The organism is Herpetosiphon llansteffanensis (assembly GCF_003205875.1).
GTDB classification, from domain to species: Bacteria; Chloroflexota; Chloroflexia; order Chloroflexales; family Herpetosiphonaceae; genus Herpetosiphon; species Herpetosiphon llansteffanensis.
In genome coordinates this window covers 1-25,956 of sequence record NZ_PUBZ01000132.1, presented here as the reverse complement: position 1 = coordinate 25,956, position 25,956 = coordinate 1, and the positions used below count along the sequence as shown (strand labels likewise).

The window sequence follows — 25,956 nt, the reverse complement described above, 5'->3', positions numbered from 1 at the left end:
GAGCGGGGGTTGGGGGGTGAGGGGACATGATTGCCAATCCAATGTACCAGTACACCTATGCCTATAGCCTCATTTCTTCGTGCTCTTCGTGCGCTTTGTGGATCAAACAGTGATCTTCGAGCCAGCCAAATCAGTGTATGATAGATTACCAGTTATCGAGGTGGAGAAACGGCATGTGGGATTCGATCGTTCAGGCATTTAATAGTGCGGTTACGCAGCTTGAGGCCAATGTGTATTGGCTCACCTTGAGCTATTTGTTATTAAGCGAATTTGGCGCACCGCTGCCGATTCCAGGCAATGTTGTGCTTGTTGCTGGTGGCTATTTGCTTGGTCGCCAAAACGAGATTCCGATTTTGCTCATGGCGCTGGCAATTTTGGCCTTAGTGCCGGGCGCAGTAACCATGTTTTGGATTGGGCGACGCGGCGGCTTGCCCTTGCTCAATCGAATTGGCCCAAAAATCGGCTTATCGCAACGCCGCCGTGATCGGATTGTTGGTTGGCTTGAGCGCAAAGCAGTGCTTGGGCTAATTATGATTCGGGTGCTGCCAACCTTTCGCTTAGGCACAACCATCATTCCCGGTGCGCTGGGCATGCCATGGCCACGCTTTGCGCTTGGCATGGGCTGTGGCTTAGTCGCATGGGTCATAACCTATATGGGTTTGGGCTATGCAATCGGGCTATTAAGTTAATTTGTGGGCGTTCCGGCGCTCTTGTGGAGTACTACGCTGCTATGAAGAGACTATTGACCCTAGGATTATTGGCTGTTTTGCTCACAGCATGTAGCCTCGGCTCCACACCAGCCCCAACGAGCGAGCCAACCACGCCACCAATTCAGATTCCCCAAGGTGGCACGCTCACGATTCGCACGGCGCAAGATATAAGCGCTTTGCATCCATGGAAGCCAACGACCCACGTCGAGGCGCAAATGCTTGGTTTGCTCTATCGTGGCCTAACCAAGCTCGATCAAGATTTGGCTCCGCAGCCAGATGTTGCCAGCAGTTGGCAAAGCGATAGCATCGGCCAAACGCTGACCATGACTTTGCGCAGCGATATTCGATGGCACGACGACACGCCATTAACTGCCGCCGATGCAGCTTGGACGATTAGCGCAATGCAAAGCATTAGCCCAACTACGCCATTGCTGGCCGATATTCAGGGCTTGGTGAGCAACGTAACTGCTCCCGATGCCACAACCCTAGTGCTCTCGTTGCGCGAACCCTATGCGCCGTTGCTCTCGGCCTTGAGCATGCCGATTTTGCCCAAGCACCTGTTTGGCCAATTAAGCCCAGTTGAGCTTGATCAGCTTAATCTTTTGACCCAGCCAGTTGGCAGTGGCCCGTTTATCTTCGAGGAACGCACAGCAGGCTCGGCAATTAGCCTAATTCGCAATAATCAAGCTGTCGATGGCGTGCCCTATCTCGATCGGGTGGCGTTTGTGGTTGCGCCCGATGCCCAAGTTGCCCGCGAGGCTGTGCGCGACGGCGATTTGTTGGCGGCGGAATTGCCGTGGGAGCAAAGTCAGGGCTTGGGTTCGGCAGTCAACGCTGGCCATTATGCTGAAAACGGCTTTTATTATTTGGCCTTCAATATGCGCGAAGGTCGCATTTTTAACGACATGCGAGTGCGCCAAGCCTTGGCATTAAGCCTTGATCTCAACACAATTGTCGAAACAGCTGGCCCTGCGGCGCAAGGCATTTTGAGCGATCATTTGCCTGGCACGTGGGTTGCGCCAACTGGCGAATTGCCCAGCCGCAACCTCGATAAAGCCCGCGAATTGCTCGACCAAGCAGGTTGGGTGCTGCCAGAAGGCGCAACAATTCGGGCCTCGAATGGCATCACGCTTTCGATGACGTTGTATGTGCGCGGCGACGATCAACGCCGCATTGAGGTTGCTGAACGGATTGCTGCTGCCGCTAGCCCAATTGGCTTTAATCTGGTGGTTACGCCAGCAGATTTCGAGAGCGTCATTCGCTCGAAATTAGTTACGCCCTTCGATTTTGATCTGGCCTTGATGAGTTGGGGCAATAGTCGGGTTGGCGGTGCGCCATCGTACACCGCCTATGATCCTGATAATTTTTCATTGTTTCATTCGAGCCAAATTTATCAAGGCGTTGCCGACGGACGGCCAGGCTTGCGCAACTATGGCGGGTTCCGCAACGCCAACTTTGATAATTTATCGACTGCTGCGCGCGCAATCTACGATACTGAGCGCCGCCGCGAACTCTATCAACAAACCAACGCCATCATTCAAAGCGAATATCCATATGTCTTTCTGTGGGCCGATCGCATGCCCGTGGCTTTGGCCAAAAATGTGCGTTCGACCCAAGGCGAAATTCGTCTAAACACCGCCAATTGGCTCTACAACGTGCAGCATTGGTATCTTGAGCAATAATAATGGATGCAGCAATCTCCCAATTCAGCAACCAATTGATCGCCTGCGCGCTTGCTGCGGTCGAGCCACGACAGGCCGTTTTAAAGGCCTTGGATTGGGATGGCACGCAGCTACGCTGTGACGATTGGCAGTGGGCTGGCACAGGCCGAATCATCGTGCTTGGCGCTGGCAAGGCTGGTGCGCCAATGGCCGCCGCCGTGGAGCAATTGCTTGGCGATCGCATCGCTGCTGGTTTGGTGGTGGTGAAAGATGCTCATCGCGGCGCAATTGCGCTTAATCATATCGAACTGATTGAAGCCAGCCACCCAACGCCTGATCAACGGGGGCTGAATGCGGCGCACCAGGTCGAACGTTTGCTCAAGCAAGCCCAAGCAGATGATCTGGTGCTGGCGCTGATTTCGGGCGGTGCGTCGGCGCTTTTGCCAGCACCAGCAGGCAACATCAGCCTAGCCGATTTACAACAGCTAACCCAGCTGTTGCTCGCTTGCGGCGCGCCAATCGAGCAGATTAATGTGTTGCGCAAGCATTGCGATCGCTTGAAGGGCGGGCAATTTGCGGCCTTGGCTCAACCTGCCAGCGTATTGAGCTTAGTTATTTCCGATGTGGTTGGCTCGCCATTGAGCATTATTGCCTCAGGCCTGAGCGTGCCCGATTCCGGCAGTTTTGCTGAGGCGTGGGCTATGCTTGAACACTATCAATTGCAAAACCATATGGCGCGCATTCGCGACTATTTGCATGCTGGCATGCGCAGGTTGGTTCCAGTTCATCCCAATGGCAGCGAGCCATGGTGGCCGAACGTCCAAACCTCGATTATTGCCCGCAACGAAACGGCTCAAGCGGCGGTCAAGCAATTTGCTCAAGCGCAAGGCTGGCAGGTTATTCACGAGCAACAGCCGATTCTTGGCGAAGCCCAAGAGGTTGGGGCTGGCTTGGGCCAACGCTTGCGCCAACTAGCCGCAGTGGCCCACCAACCAACGCTCTACCTTGCTGGCGGCGAAACCACGGTTAATTTGGCGGGCATTCAGCCACATTCACGCGGCGGGCGCAACGCCGAATTAGCGCTTGCAGCAGCATTAGCACTCGCTGGCTGCCCAAATTGCCAACTTATCGCCTTGGCAACCGATGGCGGCGATGGCTCAAGCCCAGCAGCGGGAGCGATTGCCAATGGTCAAAGCATCGCCCAAGCTCGCAGATTGGGGCTTGAGCCACACGCTTTTTTGGTCAACCACGATAGCTATGGCTTTTGGCAAGCACTGGGCAGCGCGATCGAAATTGGCCCAACCCTGACCAACGTCAACGATCTGGTTATTGGTTTGGTCTGGTAGCTACAAAACCGCCAAGGCCTGAGCCAAATCGGCAATCAAATCATCGCGGTGTTCCAATCCCACCGAGAGCCGCAACAAGGCTGGCGAGGTTGGCGAATCGGGGCCTTCGAGTGTGGCGCGATGTTCGATTAAGCTTTCGGGGCCGCCAAGGCTGGTCGCGCGCGTCCATAATTGCACTTGCGCCGCCACCGCAAGCGCTTCAGCAGCCCCGCCAACCACCTCGAACGAGACCATGCCGCCCATCAAGAGCATTTGGCGTTGAGCTAATTCAAATTGGGGATGGCTCTTCAAGCCTGGATAATGCACCACCTGTACCTTGGGATGCTGCGCCAACCATTCGGCCACGGCCAAGGCATTAGCACAATGGCCTTGCAACCGATAGGCCAAGCTTTGCATGCCGCGCAAAATCAGCCAACACTCAAATGGCGAGGGCACGGCTCCGGCCAGCACATGAATTTGCTTAATTTTTTGCCACCATGGCGTGGCGACTTTGCTAATTAATGCCCCGCCTAGCACATCACTATGGCCGCCAAGATATTTGGTGGTCGAATGCAACACCAAATCCACGCCTAAATCGAAGGGCCGCTGGCCAAGTGGCGTGGCCCACGTATTATCGCAAACCACCACGGCTCCAGCAGCGTGGGCCAACTCACTGACCGCTACCAAATCGGTAAGCCGCAAGCTTGGGTTGGATGGCGTTTCGAGCCAAACCAAAGCTGGGGCTGGCTGCATCGCTGCTTGCACCGCCGCCAAGTCGGTCATATCGACAAATTGGGTATCAAGATGGCCGAAGACTTGACGCGCCAAGTTGGCAGTGCCGTTGTAGCAATCGCGTGGCAACAATAAACGCTGACCAGGAGCTAAACTTTGCAATACCGCCGCTGTAGCTGCCGAGCCAGAGGCAAAGGCCGCTGCTTCAACGCCACCTTCGAGCGCTGCCAAAGCTTGCTCCAAGGCTTGGCGCGTAGGGTTGCCAAAACGGGTGTACAAAAAACCATGCGGCAAACTGCCATCAGCCGCGCGCTCAAAGGTGCTGGCCAGATGAATTGGCGGCGTTACAGCACTGGTCGCAGCATCAACGCTACGACCAGCATGAATTAACAGAGTTTCAGGTTTCATAATGTTCTCAGCGCAAAGGAATGACGGGAACGGCGGTAGGTGCAACCGGCTCGATATAGTTTGGCTCGCTATCTTGGAAGTAGAGTGCACGACCTAATAAGCCAATTTTGACCGTTTGATTGGGATCGTTGGGGTGTAACTCAAGCCGCCCACGCTCGAAATATTGCACTGTGTGCACCGTGCGGTCTTCGGGCAGCACCTCTTGCAATTCCTCGCTAATGGGCCAGCCAAGCAAATCGATGCCGCCATTACCTTCCCAAAATTCGAGGAACAAGCCGCGCAAACCTTGCTGCGTCGCTTCGCTATAGCGCAAGCCAGGTCGATTGGCGAAAAATTGCTGGTTGGGAAAATCGCGATTTTTGGTAAATTCAACCCCAACTCGCCCAGGCTGCACCTCGTATTTGGTGCCTTGATGCTCTGGCCACCATTCAAGCCGCGTGCGCTCAAACCATTGGAACTGACGGCCATTCTCTTCAAGCAAGCCACTAATTGGCCGCCCAAAAATTGGCTCGCCCCCGTTTTTAACCCAATATGGCAAAAAGAGCGGGTCGATCTCAGCAGCATAACTTGGCAAGGAATTTAATCCATCAACGCCATAAAAACGTTGGCCTTCGAGCGCCGCAGCTTCATTATCCAACGAACGATTGGATTGTAATTGCACGCTGTTGAGCAAGGGTTGCAAAGTTGGTTGGGCGTTATTATTGCCGCCAAAAAGATTAAAAAGGTTGATGTTATTGCCGCTTGCCAGCAATAAAACCAAGAAAATAATCAAGATAATTGCCACCCCAAAGCCCAAGGCTTGGGCGGTCATGCCTTGGGGAGCAACCGCCTCGTCCTCTTGAATAATCGCAGAAGGCACCTCTTCCGGTTCGGGATCTGGCTCAAGATCGTTCTCAAATTCCAGTACATCGGTTGGGGGAGTGCGGTCGCTCATGGGCAGTTCCTCATGCTTGGTGTTTAGCCCGCAAACGCTCGGCTAAATCGGCAAATGCTGCGTGATCGGTTAGGTTTGGCCGCCATAATTTCACAATCCCATCGCCTTCCCAGCGTGGAATCACATGGACATGATAGTAAAATACTTCTTGTCCAGAGGCTGGACGCGAATTTTGCAACACATTGATGCCAGCAGGATTGAGCGTTTGCAACAATAATCTAGCCACAGTTTGCACCATTCGCGCCACGGCTGCCACATCTTCGGGCGCAGTATCGAAAATATCGGTGCCAAAGCGCTTGGGAATAACCAAGCTATGGCCTTGCGAGGCAGGATTAATATCTAAAAAGGCCAGGGTTTGCTCATCTTCGGCGATTTTATGGCAGGGCAACTCGCCGCGCACAATCTTGCTAAATATGTCATCCATCCAATCAGCCTCCAAACTATGCTTCGTTCTTGATTCCTAGTTTCGCTAATTTTTGTTGGCGCAACGCGAGCACTGCCTCAACATCCCAGGTGTTGATGACTTGCTGGTTGCTAACCCCGCCACGGCGGGCGGTTACAACTCCATAAAAAAGATTGTTGAAGCCAGCCGTGGCGTGGGCATCGGTATTAATGCTGATGTTACAGCCTGCTGCCAACGCCGCCCGCACATGCACCGCATCGAGATCAAGCCGCTCTGGGCCTGCATTAACCTCCAATACCGTGCCCGTGGCTGCTGCCGCTGCAATAATTTGCGCCATATCATAATCGGCTCCAGCGCGACCATTCAAAATTCGGCCAGTTGGATGGCCAATAATCGTCACAAAGGGATTGTTGATTGCGCGCAGCATGCGGGCTGTCGATTCGGCGCGGGCTTGGCGCAACGCTACATGTGGCGAGGCCACCACTAAATCTAATTTGGCAAGCACCTCATCGGGCAAGGCCAAACTGCCATCAGGCAAAATATCGACTTCGCAGCTTTGCAATAAACGAACATTATGGCCTTCAGCAGTCAATTGCTGGTTTAGTTGATCGATTTCGGCTCGTTGTGCCAGCAAGCGCTCGCCATCAAGCCCGCCAGTTACGCCCAAGTAGGCGCTATGATCAGCGACCGCCATATAGCGATAGCCCTTGGCAATGCCCGCCAACACCATTTCACGCAGGCTCGCGCCGCCATCACTCCAAGTTGTATGCCAATGCAAATCGCTGATAATCGCCGTTTGTTCGAGCAGCGTTGGCAATTGCTTGGCTTGAGCAAGGGCAATTTCGCCCCAACCTTCACGCAATTCAGGCGTAATCCAATCCAAACCCAACGCGTGATAGAGTGCGGCTTCATCGGCAAAATCTGGCAAATTACTTGGATCAAGTTGCCAATTCTGTACCTCAGCCAGCTGATTCAGGTCGGCTACATGGTTCGCCGAGCCAGTCCAATAGACCAAGGCACTGCCCCATTGTTTTGGCTCGACTGCCACAACCCATGCATTCATGCCGTTGTGGAGCAAGAGTTGAATGCCGTGGGCGCTGGGTGTGGCTTGGGCAACTTGGGCCAATTCACCAATCGCGGCATAGGTTGCAGCAGCATCAAGCGTCGCCACTACAAAATTCAAATCGCCAACGCTCGCTTGATAGCGCCGCGTTGAGCCAACGACTTGGGCGGTGCTAACGCTCGGCAATTCAGCCAAAGCAGTGCTCAATTCTTCAGCGACTGGCAAGGCATCGACCAAGCGTAAGCGCAGCACTTGGTTTTGCAGTGCTTCGAGCGCACTCAGCACCTTGGCCGCGCTTTTGGACCCAAAGCCCTTGATTTTGGCCAAACGCCCATCTTGGGCCGCCGCGAACAAGGCCTCAAGATCATGAATACCTTCATCGCGGAAGAGGCGGGCAGCGGTTTTGGGGCCAATTTCGGGCACGCGCAAAATCTGCAACAAGCCAGGCGGCACTTTCTCCAAGAGCTGATCGGCCAAGGCAGAATGGCCATGATCGAGCAATTCGCCAATGATTGCGGCGCTGGCCTCGCCAATATTCGGCAGGCTGGTTAACGAGCCTTGTTCCCGCAGGCTGGCAAGGCTGGTGGTTTGGGCGGCAAGCGTATCGCTGGCGCGGCGATAGGCCGCCAAACGAAAACGATTTTCGCCGATCACTTCCAACGCATCGGCAATATCGGCAAAAACTTGGGCAATTGCTTGGTTGCTAAGCATAGTTCGGCTGTGCTCACGCTGAAAAAAGAAAAAGAGCAAGAGTAGGTGTCAAATCGTTGTTTGATTATAGCATGGTCACCTGAGGCTGAGACGTAGGTTTTGAGCGATTGGTCGGCTGTATATCGTTCCCTCACTCCCCAGCCCCCTCCTTTCAAGGGTAGGTTTTTAACAATTGATGGTGGCATGGCGCATTCCCTCACCCCCCAGCCCCCTCTCCCACTGAACGCGGGCGAGGGGGAGCCTTGGGCTTTCACCACGAATTCCGCAAAAAACCACGGAATGAACGCCCCTCGCCCGCGCACGGGAGAGGGGTTGGGGTGAGGGAATGCGCCACACCATTTCGGGCAGGTTGCCCAATCGCGCAATAAGAATTTTTGGCAATTTTGCCCTATAATGAACAAACTCAACTGGGCTATCATGCACAGTGGCTAGGTGTCAGTGAAGGAGCATTCAGGCTATGCCAGTCACAAAAGAAGAAATTTTAGAAAAAATTGCTGAACAACGAGTCCAGTTTATTAATCTCCAATTTACTGACATTGTTGGGATTATTAAAAATGTGACGATTCCTGTTTCGCAAATTCACCAAGCCCTCGACCACGGCGTTTGGTTCGATGGTTCGTCGATCGAAGGCTTTGCCCGCATTGCCGAAAGCGATATGTATTTGGTGCCCGACCTCAACACCTACGCGGTGATTCCGTGGGAAAGCACCGGCGATTATATTACGGCGCGTTTTATTTGTGATGTGTTTACCCCCGATGACCAACCATTTGCTGGCGACCCGCGCCATGTGCTCAAACGCACCTTAGCCCAAGCAGCAGAATTGGGCTTTATCTACAACACTGGGCCAGAATTAGAGTTTTTCTTGTTTAAGCCTGGGCCAAACGGCGAGCTGGTGCCAATTCCGCACGATGCTGCTGGCTATTTTGATGTTTCAACCGATTATGCAACCCACATTCGCCGCCAGATGGTTGCGTCGTTGCAAACCTTTGGGATTAAAGTTGAGGCCAGCCATCACGAGGTGGCAATTGGCCAGCATGAAATTGATTTCGAGTATGGCGATGCTTTGACCATGGCCGATCATACGGTGACGTTTCGCACAGTATTGAAGGCAATTGCCCAATTGAATGGCCTGCATGCCACCTTTATGCCTAAGCCAATCGCTGGGATCAACGGGTCGGGCATGCACGTGCACCAGAGTTTGTCATCAATCGTAACGGGCCGCAACGAGTTCCATGATCACGAAACCAACAATTTATCGTTGTTGGCGCAGCATTTTACTGCTGGCTTGCTCGACCACGCCTTGGGCATGACCGCTGTGCTTGCGCCGTTGGTCAACTCGTACAAGCGGCTGGTACCTGGCTACGAAGCGCCAATTTATGTGAGCTGGGGCCGAACCAATCGCTCGGCTCTCGTGCGCATTCCACGCATCAGCGCAGGCCGCTCGAACCAAGCAACCCGCATCGAATTGCGCTGCCCCGATCCATCGGCCAACCCCTATTTGGCCTTCTCGGTGATGTTGGCAGCAGGCTTAGATGGGATTAAACGCAAACTCATGCCACCACCCTCAGCAGAAGAAGATTTGTATCACGTTGACCCAATAGCGCGAGGCTTGAAGACTTTGCCCGTCTCGCTAGGCGAAGCCTTGGAAGAATTAAAGCGCGATAGCGTGATTCAAGAAGCCTTGGGCGAGCACATTTACGAGCGCTATATCGAGGCCAAAACCCAGGAGTGGGATGCCTACCGCCGCCACGTCTCGCAATGGGAACTTGACCGCTACCTGCCGATTTATTAGATGTTGCGGGGGCGGATATTAACCGCGAAGAGCGCGAAGAACGCGAATGTTGAATTTGTTAGATGCCTAAATTGCATTCAAATGCAATAGCATTCCAAAAATAACCTTTGTGATCTTCGCGCTCTTCGCGGTTTCAAACCTGAATCCTCTATGTTCTATGCTCTCTGTTCTATGTTCTTGGGTCACTCTTCTTCGTCAAATACGCCGCTGAGTTTGCCGACGGCTCCGCCATGTTCGCGGCGGCTGGCCTCGCCAAATTGCTCGCGCCGAAAGACGATTTGGCCTTCAAACATCGTCAACATCACTTGTCCACGCATTTCTTGGCCTATCAAGGGGCTATTTTTGCCCTTTGAAGCCAACGATTCTGGCGTAACCGTCCAAAGTGCCGCAGGATCAAAAATCGTCAGCGTTGCAGGATCGTCTGGCCCCAACGAAATTGGCAGCACATCGATAATTGCCGCAGGCCCAATCGTCATGCGTGCAATCAATTCGACAATATCGATCTGCATGGTTTGCACCAAGGTCAGCACCATGGGCAAGGCTAATTCCAAGCCAGTAAAGCCTGGAGCGGCAAAGCCATATTCGCATTCTTTATCGACGTGAGTATGCGGGGCATGGTCGGTTGCGACGGCATCGATTGTGCCATCGCGCAAGCCTGCAATCAAGGCAGCAACGTCTTCGCTGGCACGCAACGGTGGGCTAACTCTGGTGCGCGTGTCGTAGGGCGCTAAGTGCGAAGGATCGTAGGGGCCTTTGCCATCCCATGGCTCCATATTGCCCAGCACCCAGCGATCGGTCATGGTTAGGTGATGCGGGGTAACTTCGGCGGTTACGCGCACGCCGCGCGCCTTGGCAGCCCGAATCAATTCCACGCCGCCAGCGGTGCTGACGTGACAGATATGCAAGCGTCCGCCTGTTTCCTCGGCCAAGGCAATATCGCGGGCAATCATCACCTCTTCGCCAGCAGCTGGCCAACCACTCAAGCCTAAGCGCGTTGCAACCGCGCCCTCGTTCATCGGCGCGCCGCGTACAATGCTCAAATCTTCGCAATGGTTCATCACAGGGCGGCCAGTCATTTTGCTATACAGCAGCGCTTGGCGCATGATGTGAGCATCCCAAACCGGCGAGCCATCATCGCTAAAGCCATGTGCGCCAGCTTCGGCCAATTCGATCAGTGGTGCCAGCACTTTGCCCTCGCGGCCAAGCGTTACCGCGCCGATTGGCAGCACATGAATTGGCCCATGGCGGGCTGCAATATCAAACTGTTGGCGAATCAGCGGAGCAGAATCCAGCGCAGGATTGGTGTTGGGCATTGGGCAAATCGTTGTGTAACCACCACGCACCGCCGCATCCATACCGGTGGCAATCGTTTCTTTGCCCTCGAAGCCAGGTTCGCGCAAGTGGGTGTGAATATCGATAAAGCCAGGGGTCACAAAACAGCCAGACGCATCGATAAACTCAACATCATCGCCATACGAATCGGGAGCCATGGCCAACTCGATGACCTCGCGCACCCGATTATTTTCCAGCACCAAATCCCCGACGGTCGCAGTTTTGCGGGCTGGATCGATGATACAGCCGTTTTTGATCACAATCCGTGACATGTAGAACTCCACTGATTGGGCGCTTATTCGTTTGGCGTACCGCTGCCCATTTTATCGCGGGCCTCGTTGCGACTCAGAATTTCGCCACTAGATTCTTGCGATTTTTCGCCTAGCCAGCCAAGCCAGACCAAGCCACCATTGAAGGCTAGCCCAAACAACAGCATAAACCAACTTGGCAACGGCCCGACTGCCGCCCGATCATACACCTCAGTAAACGATTGGGCAATTGTGGGATGAATGCCAACTTTGGTAACCCAACTCAAGGCCAAGAGGGCAAAAATCCAAACATAATTGCGCCGCAAGCGCCGACTCATGGCTTCGATGACGCTAATGTTAAAGTGCGGCTCCATTAAATCTTGGGCCAACAGTTCGCGCCAATGCGGCCCGCTGGTATCGCTATCTGGGTCAGGCGCAAGCATATCGGCGAAGAACTCGGTTTCCATCACCCGCACCCGCGTGCGCCACAAATCGTAAAAGCGATAACGCCGCGCCTCGATAAACAGAAAAAACATAATCAACAGCGAATTGAGCAGAATCATCACTGGGGTATTGCTGGCGCTGCTGAAGGCAAACGAAAGCGTAGCCCCTGTTGTCAGCACTGCCCAGTTGGTCGTGCCATCGAGCCGCACCCGCCAGGTATTGGCGCGGGTCAATTCGCCACGATACAAGTGGACCAAGGCGGTGTTAAATTCATTCGGCGTGAGTGGTCGGGTAATCGGCAGCGGCGCACGGGGCATTGGTGCGGCTGTGGTAACCCGTGGGCCACGCATGGTTGGCGGCTCCGTCGGGCTGGGCGGAATAAAGGTTGGGCGTTGCATAGCCAGTACCTTTTTGCATAAGAACATAGAACAAAGAGCATAGAACAACGTTCGGCTATGCTCTTTTTGCTCGGCGGATCAATAATGAGTCCTCTGATCGCTATGTTCTATGTTCTATGCTCTTTGTTCTTCTAATAACGATCAAGAATTTTTGAAAGTTCGTAGAGCTTGGCATCAAGCACTTTGGGATTAGCCAGCACTTCATCGTAGGGCGTGACGGTTAATTTGCGTGATTGCACGCCGACCAAACCGCCATTCTTGCCAGATAGCAAAAACTCGACCGCGCCCGAACCAAGCCGCGTCGCCAAGGTGCGATCAAAGGCCGATGGCGAACCGCCGCGCTGAATATGGCCCAAAATTGTGGCCCGCGTGCGGAAGCTAAAGCTAAAGCCGCTTTCCTCAGCATCGATCTGGTTAATTTGGTCTTGGATGGTTTGGGCGTTCAAATGCGCGCCTTCAGCAGCAACGATCACGCAGTTGGTTTTGCCTTTGCGAAACGAACGCTTGATCACTTCCACCACATCTTCAATCGTTGTATCGGGAATTTCGGGAATTAAGATGGCCTCAGCGCCGCCAGCCAAGCCGCCCATCAAGGCCAAATAGCCAGAGTGACGACCCATGGTTTCGATAATAAAGGCCCGTTGGTGCGACGAAGCTGTATCTTTAATTTTATCGATCGCTTCCAGCACCGTGTTCAGCGCCGTATCTGCGCCGATGCTCATATCGGTGCCATACATATCGTTATCGATCGTGCCAGGCAAGCAGATGGTTGGCAAGCCATGTTCGGCGGTCAGGGCAGCGGCCCCGCGCAACGAACCATCGCCGCCGATCACCACCAAGCCTTCAATGCCATGCCAGCGTAAATTCTCAATTGCTTTTTCGCGGCCTGCGGGAGTCATAAATTCGGGCGAGCGAGCGGTGAGCAGCATCGTGCCGCCACGTTGAATAATCCCGCCTACATCTTTATATTCAAGTCGGCGCATATCATTTTGAATTAGGCCAGCATAGCCTCGATACACGCCAAACACTTCACAGCCTGCATGGAGCGCAGTCCGCGTCACAGCACGGATTGCGGGATTCATTCCTGGGGAGTCGCCACCACTGGTTAAAACGGCAATGCGATGCATGATCAAACCTCATTGAAGTTATTATGCTTGAAGCGGCGACATTGCCGTCGATGGCAGCCTTGCCATGCAGTTCAAAACACTTTTCGTAAAATCCACCAGACCAAGATCACACTCGCCACCAGAAACCCCAGAAAACCTAGCCCACTTACTGGAACGACAATGACGATTGAAGTTCGCCGGATTACAACCCACAAAACAATTGCGATTGCTACCCACAGGAGTAGCCGATTGGTTGACGATTTTCGCATATGTGCCTCGGCCTTGGTGCGCCCCATTATACCAAGAAGCGACTATTTCGGTGCTAATTGATTTCAAGGGTATCATGGCATTGTTCAATCCAAATAGCAAGCGTTTTCGTAGGGATGAAGGATGAATTATGAAGGATGAAATTCTTAACCACGAAGGACACAAAGAGCACGAAGGCTGAGGCTATAGGCTACAGGCTATGGGCTATAGAACGTATTATCATGGAATTCATAAAAATACTCCGATAGCCTCAAGCCAAAAGCCATGTTTCTTTGCATCTCTGCATTAAAACTAGCTCCCTATGCTCTATGCTCTCTGTTCTCTGTTCGTTTTTCATCCCTCATCCCTCATCCTTCATCCTTCTATCAAAGGGGTTTCGTATGCAATCGTCGCTTGATCGTTCGCAGCCGCGCTCGGCCCAAACTGCGCTCTGGCTGGGTATTGTGTTTAGTTTTGCTTTTACCGCGCTGATTTGGTGGGCTGGCCAGCGCTTGCACGCCATCGAAAAGCTGCCAGATCAAGGCGCAAGTTGGTATTATTGGCAATTGCCCAATCCAACGCTGTGGTCGCGCGTTACCGCGTGGGGCGGCTATTTATTGCATCAAGTGACGATTTGGGCCGCGATTTACTATGCCCAAACTCGGGTAAAAAAATATACCAAAGGCTTGCAAGCGATCAATTGGTTTGCCCTTGGCGCAAATGCGCTGTTTATTGTGTTGCACTTTATTCAGACCCATTTTTGGTATGATGGCCTGGCCCAAGATGTTTCGATCTTTAGCTCGCAAGGCTCAGTGATTGTGATGTTGGTCTGGATTTTGTTGATGGAAAATAGCCGACGCGGCTTGTTTATGGGCAAACGAGCACCAATTGGCAAGGAAATTGGGCGGGCTGCACGTCAATATCATGGCTATGTCTTCTCGTGGGCAGCGATTTATACCTTCTGGTATCACCCAATGGAAACCAGCAGCGGCCACTTGGTTGGTTTTGTATATATGTTCTTCCTGTTGCTCCAAGGTAGCCTCTTTCTGACCCGCATTCACGTTAATCGCTGGTGGATGTTAACCCAAGAGGTGATGGTGCTGTTTCACGGCGCGATGGTGGCCTTCGTACAAGCTGGCCCAACTGGCTTCTGGCCGATGTTCTTCTTTGGCTTCTTCGGCATTTTCGTCATCACCCAAATGCATGGCTTGGGCTTGAGCAAAGCTTGGCGCTGGCTGCTTGGCGGCGGTTATCTGGCGCTGGTAATTGGCATTTATACGTGGCGCGGCTGGAACAAAATCGATGAAATTGTGCGGATTCCAGTAATTGAATATGCCTTGGTTGCCGTGCTGGCGTTGTTGATTTGGCTCGTGCTGCAAGCTGCTAAGCTGTTTACCCGCCGCAAAGCCGTTTTAGTGAGCGATGAACAAGGAACATAGAGCATAGAGCATAGGGAGAAATTTAACGCAGAGAAATTATGGCTACAGGCTATGGGCTATTGGCTATCGGAACATTTTGGAGCATTACAATAATTCACCTCCTATAGCCAATAGCCTACAGCCAATAGCCAATTCCCTGCGTCAATCACAACAAACTGACCGGATCGACATCGATCGTCCAGCCTGCGGGAATTTTCAAGCCGTGCAGTAAATCGGTGGGGTCGGGCAGGCGCACCAAAATATGCCAACGATACAAATCACGCACTTTTTGCAAAAAGGCAGGCGACGGTCCAATAATCGCCCAATCGCGGATGCGCCGCCGCTCAAGCTCCTCGCGCAGTTGGGTATCGAATTCGCGCACAACCCGCTCGACGGTTTTGCTCGATGGCGATTGGGTCATAAAGCGAATCAGGCGGCTAAATGGCGGGTAGTGGGCTGTGCGGCGAAAGGCAATTTCTTCGCGATAAAATTGGCGATAATCGTGCTGCGCCGCTGCCTGAATTGCATAATGTTCAGGATTATAGCTTTGGATAATGACCTGCCCGCCACCAGCCCGCCGCCCAGCTCGCCCCGCCACTTGAGCCAACAGCTGAAACGTGCGCTCACCCGAACGAAAATCGGGCAAATTCAAGGCCGTATCAGCGGTAATTACGCCAACCAAAGTTACCAACGGCAAATCGAAGCCCTTGGCAACCATCTGGGTGCCAACCAAAATATCGGCTTCGTGCTGAGTAAATTGGTTGAGCAAGGCTTCGTGTGAACCTTTGCGCCCAGTCACATCACGATCCCAGCGCATCACCCGCGCTTCGGGATAAAGCAATTTCACTTCTTCGACCACCCGCTGCGTGCCAACCCCAAAATCACGAATACGGGTGCTAAAACAGCTTGGGCAATTGCGCGGAACCCAATCGACATGACCACAATAATGGCAGCGCAACGTCGGCGGCGCGTTCGGCTCGCCCTCGGTTCCGTGCACCGCCAACGCCACCGCGCAGCGCGGGCATTGAATCGTCGTGCCACAATCGCGACACATCACAAACGAGGCGATGCCGCGCCGATTCAAAAATAAAATAGTTTGTTCGCGTTTTTCGAGCGTGCGCTGAATGGCGCTTTGCAACGGGCGGCTAAACATCGAGCGCACTCCAGCCTTCAGCTCGCTGCGCATATCGACGATGTGCACCGGCGGCATGGGAATTGGATCAGCTTTGGTCACGCCAGCCACCGTTTTGCGCCCAACCCGTTCGTGCAATTCCAGCACTTCGTATTTGTTGATTTGCACGGCGTAGGCACTTTCCAACGCGGGTGTGGCACTGCCCAAAATCAACACTGCGCCAGCCAATTCGGCCAACTTCACCGCCAAATCTCGGGCATGATAGTAGGGCGTGGCTTCGTGCTTAAACGAATGCTCATGTTCTTCATCAACAATAATTAATTGCAATTTGCCCAACGGCGACCAAACTGCCGAGCGTGAGCCAATCGCCACTTGGGCAGCACCACGCCGCAAGCGCCGCCATTCGTCGTAGCGCTCACCAACGCTCAGTTCGGAGTGCAGCACCGCCAATTGCTCGGGAAAGCGCGCAGCAAACCGCCGCACCAATTGCGTGGTAAGCGCAATTTCTGGCACTAGCACCAAGGCTTGTCCGCCATTGCGCAAGGCGCGGCCAATCGCCCGCAGATACAGCTCGGTTTTGCCGCTACCAGTTACGCCATGCAACAAGATTGGTTTGGCTTTGCCAGTTCGCGCCGCCAAATCTTGGGCCTCAACAATTTGCCGCCAACCCCGTTCTTGCTCAAGCGTTAGTTCTGGCGGAAACTCCAACGGTGGAATACGGCCAAGCAGCGGGTCGCGACGCACCTCAACTTGCTCAAGCTGAATCAAATTGCGCAAAGCCAAGCTGCGCAAATGGTTTAATGTTGCGCCAACATCACGTAACTCTGGCAGCAGCACCATTTCGCCATCAAGCGCTTGCTCCAAAATTGCTTGATAAATTGCGGCCAAGCGCGGCGCTTTGCTCAATTCAGCCAAGGCTTCGGCAGGGCTAGCGCTGGTTGGTTGCACGCTCCATTCGCGTTTTGGTTTGGCCGCTGGCCGCGAAACCAAGCTGCCCAACGCAATCACGCCCCGTTCATGGAGTTCGGTATAACTGCGGCGCAGATCAGCGTCCGAGCCACGCAAATCAACGCGCAACTGACGTTCGCTTTGCTCGCCAACCCGCCGCAGATGAAACAAAATCGCTCGTTCGCGTTCATCGAGCACGCCAAGCTCGATCTTCTGGCCCTGCTCGGTTGGCCGCCAAGTGCGCTCAATTTCTTGTTTCACACCAGGCGGCATGGTCAATTGCACCGCCTCCCACAAGCGCACTGCTTGGGTTTGGCTAAACCATTGGGCCAAGGCCAATTGGGCGGGTGCGGCAATCGCTTCGGGGTCGGCGTGTTCAAGAATATCGCGCACCACAAAGCCTTGGGGCCGTTGGGTGATAAATTCTAAAACTACGCCCTGCACCCGCCGCGGCCCAAGCGGAACCCACACCAACGCCCCAACGCTTAACGGTCGGAGCTGCGGCGGCACAGCATAGGTCAAAATCGCCTCAGGGTTATCGGGCAAATAGGCATTCAGAGCAACGTGGGCATACATAGCAGTGGGCTTGCTTCCTTCACACAAAACAGCGCAAATCTATCATAGCACATCCTTGCTAGCTCATTTTTAATGAATTATGAAGGATGAGGGATGAAGGATGAAGGATGAAATTTAACGCAGAGGCGCAGAGAAATATGGCTATTGGCTCTAGGCTCTTGGCTATTGGGAATTCAATCTGTGTAATCTGTGGCTAAAAAACATGCTTCGTGCTCTTCGCGCGCTTCGCGGTTACGATGCTTCGTGTCCTTCGTGTCCTTCGTGGATCAATCCGTTAACGCAGCGGCGCAGAGAGATTATGGCTGTAGGTTTTGGGCTAGCGGAGTTTTGTTTGAAATACACTAATTATTCCCATAGCCAAGAGCCTAGAGCCAATAGCCACATCCCCTCTTGTGCGCTTAATTCAGTCATGAGGCGGTACAATCAACAGACATTAATTGGCATAATTGGAGCGATCAAGGAGGAAGCAATGCTCGACGAGCAAACACAGATTCGCCAATTGGTAACGACTTGGATTGAAGCAACCGAAGCAGGCGACGTTAGCAAAATCTTGCCATTGTTGGATGATGAGGTGATTTTTTTGGTCGCAGGCCAAGCCCCAATGCGAGGCAAGCAGGCCTTCGCCGCTGCCTCAGCAGGGTTAAGCCAATTCAACCTTAATATTGCGTTTGAAATTCAAGAGATTAGGCTCAATGGCAAATGGGCCACTTGCTGGAACCAACTGCGAGTCCAAATCCAGCCTCCCAATGGCCAAGCGCCAATTATTCGCACTGGCGATAGCTTTTCGTTGTGGCAAAAGCATGCCCACGGCTGGCTCTTGCTGCGCGATGCTAATATGCTGCAAACATTAAAAGAGGAATAACCATGTATCTACCCAAACATTTTGCCGAGCCACGCCTCGAAGTGTTGCACGAATTAATGCAGCGCCAACCCTTGGCAACAATTATTACCCTCAATCAACATGGCATCAACGCCAACCATATTCCGCTCTATCTCGATCCGCAGGCTGGCGAGTTTGGTACGCTCTACGGCCATGTGGCCCGCGCCAACAGCATCTGGCAGGAACATTCTTCGCAACACGAAATTCTGGCAATTTTCCATGGCAGCGATAGCTACATCACGCCCAGTTGGTATGCCAGCAAAGCCCAAACTGGCAAGGTTGTGCCAACCTGGAATTATGCAGTGGCCCATGCCTATGGTCATTTGCAGGTCATCGACGATCCACAATGGCTACGCCAACAACTTGAACAACTGACCAAACACAATGAAGCATCATTTGAACATCAATGGCAGGTTGGCGATGCGCCGCACGAGTATACCGAAGCCTTGCTCAAGGCAATTGTTGGCATCGCAATGCCAATCACGCGCTTGCTGGGCAAATGGAAAGTCAGCCAAAATCAGCCTCATGCCAATCAACAAAGTGTGATTGCAGGTCTAGAGGCCAGCAACGAACCCACGGCCTCGGCAATGATTGAGCTGATCAAACAACGCCAATCATAATGATGCTGTGTACTGGTACATTGGATTCGCAACCATGGTCCCTCACCCCCAACCCCCTCTCCCACTGAACGCGGGCGAGGGGGAGCATGCATTTTTCACCAAGGAATTGGGGAATAACCACGGGATTTAAGCCCCTCGCCCGCGCACGGGAGAGGGGTTGGGGTGAGGGGATCTTAACACCGACCCCAAAAGCCAACCCCCGCTCCCACTGAACGCGGGCGAGGGGGAGCAGCGCGTTTTCACCACGATTTCGGCGAAAACCACCAAACCAAAAAGCCCCGCTCCCGCGCCACGGCATCGGCAATGATTGAGCTGATCAAACAACGCCAATCATCGTGACGCTGAGCTAGGCTGATTAATGTAAGCTGCTGTGGATTGTTAGACCATTGCTTGAGGCTACTTAGCAGATTAATTCGTGCTTGATTCATTGACCCACTGCGCTCAATAGCACTTGGGTCATTGAATTTGAAATTCTTTTTACGAAGGAGTATGGCTATGCCTCAACGTGTATGGCTGCGCCGCTGGGCAAAATTCCAAGCACTCGGCTTGTCAGCTGCAATTTTAGCCGCCTGTGGTACGAGCACAACCGAAGATCGCACGCTTGCCCTCGCGACTGTGCCACCAACTGCAACCGCCACAACCCTGCCAACTGATGTGCCAGCAACTGCCACAACCGCGCCAACCGCCACCGCAACCAGCCAACCCAGCGTACCACCCAAAACCATAACCAGCGAGCCAACTGCAAGCCCAACCTTTACGCCTGAGCAAGCAGAACTCGAACGCCGCTTTCGCGCAGCAGTCAGCGATGCAGAAATTGCCGAAGCCAGCGAAATTTCCGATCAACTGACAATTATTGATGCCAATAATCGCAACCTTGTGCGCGATGAAGCTACAGGTCGGGTGTTGGTTGCAACCTGGACTTCGTGGAATGGCTATGATGCGCTGGTTGGCCAAGAAACCACAACCACCCGCGAAACATGGGTCAGCGTCGTGCCCGAAATGCAAAATTTTTGCAAAGCCTATACCGCGACCGCTGATGTGCCATTAACCCTACGTTTGGAGCAATTGCTCGGCTTGCCTGCCAATAATGGCAAAAATCGGATTGTTCACCTGTGGGTTCCCAGCGAAGATCTCTTCCGCCCTAGCCCTGACCCAGAAATTACTGATAATATTGCCCAACTAGAAATGCCTGAGGCCAGCGCATTTCCATCGCAACAGGATTATGAATTTAGCCGCGATTGGTTCAATCTTCAGCGCAGCCTCTCGTATGATGCGAAAAATGGCTACCCTTGGACACGCCTCGGCTATACCTATGATTGGGGCAATCCGCAGAGTGAAGTTGGCTTGAGCGAGTTTGTGGTTTGGGCCAAAACAACCGTCAAAGTCGAGAGTGTTACCCAGAACGAGGTGTATTGCCAGCCCTAATTTCCAGTAAAGCTCGCCGTTGGATCAGCCCAACCCGATCCAACGGCGGATTTAAGATTACACAGCCACGTCGCGGCGCTCAAACAGTTTGACCGCAGCAAAACCACAGAGCACAATCACGCTACCCAACACCAAAAACGGCAGATAATGAAAGCCATGTTTGAGCGGCTGGTTGTAATCGGCATAATAGAATGGCGAAAGTTTTTGCAATGGCTCGAGCCAATCAATTACGCTGGCCAGCGAATTTACAAAGTAGCCGATCACGGCCAAAATCGTAGCAACCGCCATGCTCAAGGCTCGCTTGCCAGTCGCCGCGCCAATCAGCAAGGCGATGGCCCCAAAACACAGCGCCATCAAGCTCATGTTGAATGAGGCAGCGCCAAGTTCGGCAGCGCCAATCTGCATATCCAACAGCACAGCGCCGATCCACAAACTGAGCCAAGTAATTAGGCCCATCGCCAGCGAAAGCACGCTCAAAGCCGCAAAACTTTGCCAAACAATCGTCGAGCGCCGAATTGGATGCGCCAAAATCAGGTCAAGCGTGCGCGCTTCTTCCTCGCCAGCAATTAACCGCGAGCCAAGCCCAATCGTAAAAATCATAACGATTAGCGGCAGCATAAAGCCAAATAAGCGGCCTTGAATATAGCCTGCTGGCGTGGTCAAATTGGCAACATCAGTCACCCCAAACGCCGCCAACATCTCCTTGGGCATGGCTTCCATGGCTTTGGCAAGCTGTTCGCTGGTTTCAGGGTTATTCATCGCTGGATAGAAGCCAATTAGAATCGCAACCAACACAATGATGCCCAAGCCCCACCACAGCAGCGAGCGCCGCCGTTCGTAGATGGTTTTGCTGAAAATATTACGCAACATCGCTCACCTCGCCTTTGTAGTAGGCCAAGAAAATATCTTCCAGATCGGTCGCTTGGCTAACCAAATCGCGTAATTCAAATTGGGCTGCGGTTTTGATCAACTGGTCAATCGAGCCAGTTACCGCACAATGCACATGGTTGCCAAGCACCTGCAAATCGTCGATATTCGCAATGTGGGCAAAAGCAGCAGGCTCAACTGGCTGAGCAAAATAAAGATCAAGCGTGCGCCGCGCCCGCGCCTTGAGCGCCTTCACCGTATCAATTGCCAATAATTTGCCAGCCCGAATAATCCCGACGCGATCACAAATATGCTCAACTTCCGACATTACGTGCGACGAGAGAAAAACCGTGCGCCCAGCGTTTTTGGCTTCGAGCACCAGTTGATAAAAGGTTTGTTGCACCAACGGATCAAGCCCGCTGGTTGGCTCATCGAGAATTAACAGCTCTGGTTGGCCCATGAATGCTTGCACCAAACCAACTTTTTGCTTATTACCCTTGGATAACATACGAATTGGCCGCTTTAAATCTAATTCTAAGCGCTCGGCCAATTGCTTAATTGCTTGTTGGCTGACATTGCCGCGCAGCTGAGCAAAATAATCCAGCATTTCTCGGCCAGTCATTTTTTCATACATCACCAATTCGCCAGGCAAATAGCTAATTTTCTGGTGAATTGCCAGCGAATCACGTCGCGAATCGAGGCCAAAAATTTGGGCACTGCCGCTGGTAGGACGAATAAAATCCAAAATTGTCCGAATCGTTGTGGTTTTGCCAGCACCGTTTGGCCCCAAATAGCCAAATACTTCGCCTTGCAACACCTGCAAATTTAAGTCATCGATGCCGCGATTTTTGCCATAGGTTTTGCTTAGGTTCGTCGTTTGAACAACCGTCGTCATGGTCATTCCTTTCGTTCGTTGCGCCATTTTTCAATCAGCAACGGTAATTCACGCTCAAAAAAAGCATACAGATCGTGCATTTCGCGCAGCCGTGCGCCTTCGTGGCCCTCAGGATCGTTTAATAAGGCCAAGCCTTGGTTGGCTAGCTCGCGAAAAGCCCCGACCGCTTGAAATTGTTGGGCCAGCAAATCGGCCCATGTTCCTTCGCGAATCTCAAAATAATCGCGTCGTTCGCCTGGAATTGTGGTTTTGTTGATCAGGCCAATGTGTAGCAACCAGCGGGTCATGGTGCTAATTGAGCCTTTACTAGCACTCAATACCTGCCCAAGCTCAGTTGCATTTTGCTGCGGCGGATCGCAAACCAACAACCAGCCCATAATTCGCCCAGCCATACGTGGGATGCCTCCAGCTTTTTCGTAAAAAACGGCAATCCGTTCTGCATACGCCAAACGTGCTTGTACATTATCCATAGCGCTACTCAATTCTGTTCAGTACTGATTAAACAGAATTTAGCACGTTCAGTAAGTTCAGTCAAGACTGAACTTACTGAAATTGATACGTGGTCTAAAACAAAAGGTTGCAAACTACTTGACGAAGCTCAAACGATTTGATAATTTAGCAATTGTGCAATCGTTTATATGAGGCCTCGATTATGCATGACCATAATCACGACGGAATTAATCCGGCCATGGTCGAGCGTGGGCGGCAAATGCTGCACGACGACGAGAGCTATTTTTTGATGGCCGAAACCTTTCGCGCTTTGGCTGATTCGACGCGAGTTAAAATTGTTGGCTGTTTGCTTGAGCAGGAGCTGTGTACTGCTGATTTGGCGGCGATTCTGAATTATTCAGAGTCGGCGGTTTCGCAACATTTGCGCGTGCTACGTCAATTGCGCTTGGTCAAGCAGCGCCGCGAAGGCAAATTGGTTTTTTATAGCCTCGACGACGATCATGTGCGGGTGCTGGTGTTGGTTTGTCTGAATCATATTCGCCATGGCTCAACGCCTGATCCATCGGTTGCGCCAATTTTAGCTGTGTTGGAGGAAGAACGATGAGCGGACATCACGACCACGGCCATCATCACCATCATAGCGTGCCTGCCGATGCTGGTGGCCGCCTGATTTTGGCCTTAGTCATTACCTTTGGCTTTGTTGGGGTTGAAATTGTAGCTGGTTTGTGGGCCAATAGTTTGGCGCTGCTCACCGACGCTGCCCACAATGCCAGTGATGTGCTGGCGTTGCTCATTAGTTGGATTGCGCTGTGGCTGACGCGTCGTCCGGCGCATGCCCGCAAAACCTTTGGCTACCATCGGGCTGGCATTTTAGCAGCCTTCGTCAATTCGTTGACCTTGGTTGGCATCGCCTTGGGCATTGGCTGGGAAGCAATCGAGCGTTTGCAAAACCCGCTAGAAGTTGATGCGCCAATTATGATTGGGGTTTCGCTGTTGGCGGTGTTGGTCAATGCTGGCACGGCGTGGCTCGTGCATCGTGGCAGCGAAAACGACCTCAATCTGCGTAGCGCATTTGTGCACTTGATGGGCGACGTGCTCTCGACCATTGGCGCAACGATTGCCGGGGCCATCATCTTCTTTACCAATTGGCGCTGGCTTGATCCGCTGGTTTCGGTGTTGATTGCAGGCTTTATCATCTGGCATGCTTGGCAAATTCTGCGCGATTCGATTGATGTGTTGTTGGAAGCAACGCCACGGGATATTGATGTCGACAAGGTTGTTAGCGATTTGCAAACCATTCCTGGGGTGCAGGCGATTCACGATTTGCATATTTGGAGCATCACTGCCAGCATGCGCGCACTCTCGGCACACGTTGTGACCGATCAACAAGATCCACAGCGCAGCCCACAATTAATTAACACGATCAATGAGCTGCTTTGCCATAGCTACAACATTGGCCATGCCACCTTGCAACTTGAATGTTCGTGCAACACGCCGCAACTCTATTGCACGCTGACCGAGCAACACCAACATTGAAATTATGAATTATGAGGGATGAAGGATGAAGTATAGTCACTTGAAATTATGAATTATGAGGGATGAAGGATGAAATAGGCTATAGGTTATTGAGGATTATTTGAAATAGTCAATAACTTATAGCCTATTATTCCTTTACATCCCAGCGTTAAAGTAGCGATTCATGAAGAACTTAACGCTTATAGCTATTGGCCAATTATTCATCCCTCATCCTTTTTTTCATCCCTCATAATTCATCCTTCATCCTTTCAAGAAAGTGCTACAATGCACGCCAATTGATTTTTTGCTAACAGGGATGGAACCGAGGCCATGACACAAAGCGAACAAGAAGCGATTATTGCGCAGAGTGATACATTTTTGTTGCCGCTCTACAAACGAGCCAAACTCGCTTTAGTCGGTGGCGAAGGCGCATGGTTGCATGCCGCCGATGGACGGCGTTTGTTGGATGGCACCGCTGGAATTGCGGTCAATGCCTTGGGTTATGGCGATGCAGAGGTTGTCGCGGCGATTCAGCAGGCAGCAACTGGTTTGTTGCACACTTCGAATCTCTATTACACCGCGTCGGTTGCCGAATTGGCTCAACGTTTGGTCGATCTGACCCCGTGGGCGAGCAAAGCTTTTTTCTGTAATTCTGGCACCGAAGCCATCGAAGCCAGCCTGAAATTTGCCCGCCGCTATACCCATAATCAACGGCCTGAGCAACAAACTGGTTTTGTGGCCTTTCACGATTCGTTTCATGGCCGTTCGATGGGCGCGTTGTCGGTTACCTCACGCGAGGCCTATCGCACACCCTTTAATCCCTTGATTCCAAGCGTGCGTTTTATAAGCCTTGAATGCGACCAAGCGACGCTCGAAGCAACGATTGATGCCAGCGTTGCCGCCGTGATTATCGAGCCGATTCAAGGCGAGGGCGGCATTCGGCCAATCAGCCCTGAGTTTGCCCAAGCCCTGCGTCGCCGTTGCGATCAGGTCGATGCGATCTTGATTTTCGATGAGATTCAATGTGGCATGGGCCGCACTGGCGATGTTTGGGCCCACGAAGCCTTGGGCATGGCTCCCGATATTATGGCGCTCGCCAAGCCGCTTGGTGGTGGTTTGCCAATTGGTGCAGTTTTAGTTAATGAACGGGTCGCCAAAGCGTTGAATTATGGTGATCATGGCACGACCTTTGGCGGTAATCCCTTTATTTGTGCTGTTGCCAATGTGGTTTTGCAAAAACTGACCCAGCCAACCATGCTTGATCACGTGCGTTCGGTTGGGGCCGAATTGGGCGCTGGCCTACGCGATTTGGGCGAACGTTTCGATGTGATTAGTGCAGTGCGTGGGCGTGGCTTGATTTGGGGCGTAGAGTTCAAAGGGCCAACCGCTGCCCAAATTACCGATGCCGCCTTCGACCAAGGCTTGTTGTTGGTTGGTTCTGGCAACGATGTGGTGCGGGTTATTCCGCCGTTGGTGCTTGGCCATAACGATGCAGAGGAATTAGTTACCCGCTTGGGCGATGCCATTAGCCAAGTAGTGAGTTAAAACAGAGATGCCCTCACCCGTGGCGCGGGCGAGGGGCTTTAACACAGTGGTTTTGGCGTGATTTGTGATGAAAACAATGGCTCCCCCTCGCCCGCATTTTCGTGGGAGAGGGGGTTGGGGGGTGAGGGAACGTAACTGGCTCCCCCTCGCCCGCATTGAGTGGGAGAGGGGG

The 25,956-nt window shown here is 52.7% G+C and carries 23 protein-coding genes; 11 read left to right on the top strand and 12 right to left on the bottom strand.

Annotated features, from left to right (window positions below; all coding sequences use genetic code 11):
* Positions 1 to 173: 173 nt before the first annotated feature.
* The 3 genes from C5S61_RS21485 to C5S61_RS21475 are packed head-to-tail and all read left to right on the top strand — an operon-like array spanning position 174 to position 3,717.
* Positions 174 to 689: a DedA family protein gene (locus C5S61_RS21485; protein WP_164689710.1), complete on the top strand. Its 516-nt coding sequence runs from the start codon at positions 174 to 176 to the stop codon at positions 687 to 689.
* A gap of 41 nt (positions 690 to 730) precedes the next feature.
* Entirely contained in the window at positions 731 to 2,392 is a 1,662-nt protein-coding gene (locus C5S61_RS21480; protein WP_164689709.1) for a peptide ABC transporter substrate-binding protein, read from the top strand.
* 2 nt (positions 2,393 to 2,394) lie between these two features.
* Entirely contained in the window at positions 2,395 to 3,717 is a 1,323-nt protein-coding gene (locus C5S61_RS21475; RefSeq protein WP_110518671.1) for a glycerate kinase type-2 family protein, read from the top strand.
* On the opposite strand, the gene C5S61_RS21470 is transcribed toward C5S61_RS21475, so the two are convergent.
* The 4 genes from C5S61_RS21470 to polX are packed head-to-tail and all read right to left on the bottom strand — an operon-like array spanning position 3,718 to position 7,947.
* Positions 3,718 to 4,836: a trans-sulfuration enzyme family protein gene (locus C5S61_RS21470; protein WP_110518669.1), complete on the bottom strand. Its 1,119-nt coding sequence runs from the start codon at positions 4,834 to 4,836 to the stop codon at positions 3,718 to 3,720.
* 7 nt (positions 4,837 to 4,843) lie between these two features.
* The gene (locus tag C5S61_RS21465; RefSeq protein WP_110518667.1) at positions 4,844 to 5,770 is read right to left on the bottom strand and encodes a hypothetical protein; all 927 of its coding nucleotides are present in this window, start codon (positions 5,768 to 5,770) and stop codon (positions 4,844 to 4,846) included.
* Between the two features lie 10 nt (positions 5,771 to 5,780).
* Positions 5,781 to 6,194: an HIT family protein gene (locus tag C5S61_RS21460; protein ID WP_110518665.1), complete on the bottom strand. Its 414-nt coding sequence runs from the start codon at positions 6,192 to 6,194 to the stop codon at positions 5,781 to 5,783.
* A gap of 16 nt (positions 6,195 to 6,210) precedes the next feature.
* Positions 6,211 to 7,947, bottom strand: a complete 1,737-nt coding sequence (gene polX, locus C5S61_RS21455; protein ID WP_110518663.1) for a DNA polymerase/3'-5' exonuclease PolX — start codon at positions 7,945 to 7,947, stop codon at positions 6,211 to 6,213.
* 457 nt (positions 7,948 to 8,404) lie between these two features.
* Here polX and C5S61_RS21450 point away from each other — a divergent pair, with 457 nt between their 5' ends.
* The gene (locus C5S61_RS21450; protein ID WP_054535624.1) at positions 8,405 to 9,739 is read left to right on the top strand and encodes a glutamine synthetase family protein; all 1,335 of its coding nucleotides are present in this window, start codon (positions 8,405 to 8,407) and stop codon (positions 9,737 to 9,739) included.
* A 182-nt stretch (positions 9,740 to 9,921) separates the two neighbouring features.
* On the opposite strand, the gene C5S61_RS21445 is transcribed toward C5S61_RS21450, so the two are convergent.
* From C5S61_RS21445 to pfkA, 3 genes are all read right to left on the bottom strand, one after another.
* Complete coding sequence (locus tag C5S61_RS21445; RefSeq protein WP_110518661.1) at positions 9,922 to 11,343, bottom strand: dihydroorotase; 1,422 nt, start codon at positions 11,341 to 11,343, stop codon at positions 9,922 to 9,924.
* A 23-nt stretch (positions 11,344 to 11,366) separates the two neighbouring features.
* The gene (locus tag C5S61_RS21440; RefSeq protein WP_164689708.1) at positions 11,367 to 12,161 is read right to left on the bottom strand and encodes a DUF2270 domain-containing protein; all 795 of its coding nucleotides are present in this window, start codon (positions 12,159 to 12,161) and stop codon (positions 11,367 to 11,369) included.
* Between the two features lie 131 nt (positions 12,162 to 12,292).
* Positions 12,293 to 13,288, bottom strand: coding sequence for a 6-phosphofructokinase (gene pfkA / locus C5S61_RS21435; RefSeq protein ID WP_054535627.1), 996 nt, complete (start codon positions 13,286 to 13,288; stop codon positions 12,293 to 12,295).
* A 626-nt stretch (positions 13,289 to 13,914) separates the two neighbouring features.
* On the opposite strand from pfkA, the gene C5S61_RS21430 reads away from it, so the two are divergent.
* The gene (locus tag C5S61_RS21430) at positions 13,915 to 14,952 is read left to right on the top strand and encodes a hypothetical protein (RefSeq protein WP_110518657.1); all 1,038 of its coding nucleotides are present in this window, start codon (positions 13,915 to 13,917) and stop codon (positions 14,950 to 14,952) included.
* 145 nt (positions 14,953 to 15,097) lie between these two features.
* On the opposite strand, the gene priA is transcribed toward C5S61_RS21430, so the two are convergent.
* Positions 15,098 to 17,587, bottom strand: a complete 2,490-nt coding sequence (priA, locus tag C5S61_RS21425; RefSeq protein ID WP_110518655.1) for a replication restart helicase PriA — start codon at positions 17,585 to 17,587, stop codon at positions 15,098 to 15,100.
* Positions 17,588 to 18,056: 469 nt separating this feature from the next.
* On the opposite strand from priA, the gene C5S61_RS26940 reads away from it, so the two are divergent.
* Both C5S61_RS26940 and C5S61_RS21415 read left to right on the top strand, forming a co-directional pair.
* Positions 18,057 to 18,449: a YybH family protein gene (locus C5S61_RS26940; RefSeq protein ID WP_164689707.1), complete on the top strand. Its 393-nt coding sequence runs from the start codon at positions 18,057 to 18,059 to the stop codon at positions 18,447 to 18,449.
* Positions 18,450 to 18,451: 2 nt separating this feature from the next.
* Positions 18,452 to 19,087 (top strand): FMN-binding negative transcriptional regulator, encoded by a 636-nt coding sequence (locus C5S61_RS21415; protein WP_110518651.1) that lies wholly within the window; start codon positions 18,452 to 18,454, stop codon positions 19,085 to 19,087.
* A gap of 239 nt (positions 19,088 to 19,326) precedes the next feature.
* Here the strand turns inward: C5S61_RS21415 and C5S61_RS21410 are convergent, their stop codons facing one another.
* On the bottom strand, positions 19,327 to 19,515 hold the full coding sequence (locus tag C5S61_RS21410; RefSeq protein WP_110518649.1) for a hypothetical protein: 189 nt from the start codon (positions 19,513 to 19,515) through the stop codon (positions 19,327 to 19,329).
* 67 nt (positions 19,516 to 19,582) lie between these two features.
* Between C5S61_RS21410 and C5S61_RS21405 the strand changes: the two genes are divergently transcribed.
* Positions 19,583 to 20,512 (top strand): PDDEXK family nuclease, encoded by a 930-nt coding sequence (locus C5S61_RS21405; RefSeq protein ID WP_110518647.1) that lies wholly within the window; start codon positions 19,583 to 19,585, stop codon positions 20,510 to 20,512.
* 57 nt (positions 20,513 to 20,569) lie between these two features.
* Here the strand turns inward: C5S61_RS21405 and C5S61_RS21400 are convergent, their stop codons facing one another.
* From C5S61_RS21400 to C5S61_RS21390, 3 genes are read right to left on the bottom strand one after another with little or no spacing between them, the layout of a single operon-like run.
* Positions 20,570 to 21,382, bottom strand: coding sequence for an ABC transporter permease subunit (locus C5S61_RS21400; protein ID WP_110518645.1), 813 nt, complete (start codon positions 21,380 to 21,382; stop codon positions 20,570 to 20,572).
* On the bottom strand, positions 21,372 to 22,274 hold the full coding sequence (locus tag C5S61_RS21395) for an ABC transporter ATP-binding protein (protein ID WP_110518643.1): 903 nt from the start codon (positions 22,272 to 22,274) through the stop codon (positions 21,372 to 21,374). Before C5S61_RS21395 ends, C5S61_RS21400 begins: the two co-directional genes overlap by 11 nt.
* Before the next feature lie 2 nt (positions 22,275 to 22,276).
* Positions 22,277 to 22,744 (bottom strand): GbsR/MarR family transcriptional regulator, encoded by a 468-nt coding sequence (locus C5S61_RS21390; RefSeq protein ID WP_110518641.1) that lies wholly within the window; start codon positions 22,742 to 22,744, stop codon positions 22,277 to 22,279.
* Between the two features lie 182 nt (positions 22,745 to 22,926).
* On the opposite strand from C5S61_RS21390, the gene C5S61_RS21385 reads away from it, so the two are divergent.
* The 3 genes from C5S61_RS21385 to C5S61_RS21375 all read left to right on the top strand — a co-directional run bounded on the left by C5S61_RS21385 (position 22,927) and on the right by C5S61_RS21375 (position 25,784).
* Positions 22,927 to 23,328, top strand: a complete 402-nt coding sequence (locus C5S61_RS21385) for an ArsR/SmtB family transcription factor (RefSeq protein ID WP_054535636.1) — start codon at positions 22,927 to 22,929, stop codon at positions 23,326 to 23,328.
* Positions 23,325 to 24,260: a cation diffusion facilitator family transporter gene (locus C5S61_RS21380; protein WP_110518639.1), complete on the top strand. Its 936-nt coding sequence runs from the start codon at positions 23,325 to 23,327 to the stop codon at positions 24,258 to 24,260. The genes C5S61_RS21385 and C5S61_RS21380 overlap by 4 nt, the downstream gene beginning before the upstream one ends.
* 309 nt (positions 24,261 to 24,569) lie before the next feature.
* On the top strand, positions 24,570 to 25,784 hold the full coding sequence (locus tag C5S61_RS21375; protein ID WP_110518637.1) for an aspartate aminotransferase family protein: 1,215 nt from the start codon (positions 24,570 to 24,572) through the stop codon (positions 25,782 to 25,784).
* Positions 25,785 to 25,956: the final 172 nt, after the last annotated feature.

Coding starts and splice junctions, on each gene's coding strand:
- C5S61_RS21485 (WP_164689710.1), top strand. CDS start 174: ATGTGGGATTCGATCGTTCAGGCATTTAATAGTGCGGTTACGCAGCTT.
- C5S61_RS21480 (WP_164689709.1), top strand. CDS start 731: ATGAAGAGACTATTGACCCTAGGATTATTGGCTGTTTTGCTCACAGCA.
- C5S61_RS21475 (WP_110518671.1), top strand. CDS start 2,395: ATGGATGCAGCAATCTCCCAATTCAGCAACCAATTGATCGCCTGCGCG.
- C5S61_RS21470 (WP_110518669.1), bottom strand. CDS start 4,836: ATGAAACCTGAAACTCTGTTAATTCATGCTGGTCGTAGCGTTGATGCT.
- C5S61_RS21465 (WP_110518667.1), bottom strand. CDS start 5,770: ATGAGCGACCGCACTCCCCCAACCGATGTACTGGAATTTGAGAACGAT.
- C5S61_RS21460 (WP_110518665.1), bottom strand. CDS start 6,194: ATGGATGACATATTTAGCAAGATTGTGCGCGGCGAGTTGCCCTGCCAT.
- polX (WP_110518663.1), bottom strand. CDS start 7,947: ATGCTTAGCAACCAAGCAATTGCCCAAGTTTTTGCCGATATTGCCGAT.
- C5S61_RS21450 (WP_054535624.1), top strand. CDS start 8,405: ATGCCAGTCACAAAAGAAGAAATTTTAGAAAAAATTGCTGAACAACGA.
- C5S61_RS21445 (WP_110518661.1), bottom strand. CDS start 11,343: ATGTCACGGATTGTGATCAAAAACGGCTGTATCATCGATCCAGCCCGC.
- C5S61_RS21440 (WP_164689708.1), bottom strand. CDS start 12,161: ATGCAACGCCCAACCTTTATTCCGCCCAGCCCGACGGAGCCGCCAACC.
- pfkA (WP_054535627.1), bottom strand. CDS start 13,288: ATGCATCGCATTGCCGTTTTAACCAGTGGTGGCGACTCCCCAGGAATG.
- C5S61_RS21430 (WP_110518657.1), top strand. CDS start 13,915: ATGCAATCGTCGCTTGATCGTTCGCAGCCGCGCTCGGCCCAAACTGCG.
- priA (WP_110518655.1), bottom strand. CDS start 17,587: ATGTATGCCCACGTTGCTCTGAATGCCTATTTGCCCGATAACCCTGAG.
- C5S61_RS26940 (WP_164689707.1), top strand. CDS start 18,057: ATGCTCGACGAGCAAACACAGATTCGCCAATTGGTAACGACTTGGATT.
- C5S61_RS21415 (WP_110518651.1), top strand. CDS start 18,452: ATGTATCTACCCAAACATTTTGCCGAGCCACGCCTCGAAGTGTTGCAC.
- C5S61_RS21410 (WP_110518649.1), bottom strand. CDS start 19,515: ATGAATCAAGCACGAATTAATCTGCTAAGTAGCCTCAAGCAATGGTCT.
- C5S61_RS21405 (WP_110518647.1), top strand. CDS start 19,583: ATGCCTCAACGTGTATGGCTGCGCCGCTGGGCAAAATTCCAAGCACTC.
- C5S61_RS21400 (WP_110518645.1), bottom strand. CDS start 21,382: ATGTTGCGTAATATTTTCAGCAAAACCATCTACGAACGGCGGCGCTCG.
- C5S61_RS21395 (WP_110518643.1), bottom strand. CDS start 22,274: ATGACGACGGTTGTTCAAACGACGAACCTAAGCAAAACCTATGGCAAA.
- C5S61_RS21390 (WP_110518641.1), bottom strand. CDS start 22,744: ATGGATAATGTACAAGCACGTTTGGCGTATGCAGAACGGATTGCCGTT.
- C5S61_RS21385 (WP_054535636.1), top strand. CDS start 22,927: ATGCATGACCATAATCACGACGGAATTAATCCGGCCATGGTCGAGCGT.
- C5S61_RS21380 (WP_110518639.1), top strand. CDS start 23,325: ATGAGCGGACATCACGACCACGGCCATCATCACCATCATAGCGTGCCT.
- C5S61_RS21375 (WP_110518637.1), top strand. CDS start 24,570: ATGACACAAAGCGAACAAGAAGCGATTATTGCGCAGAGTGATACATTT.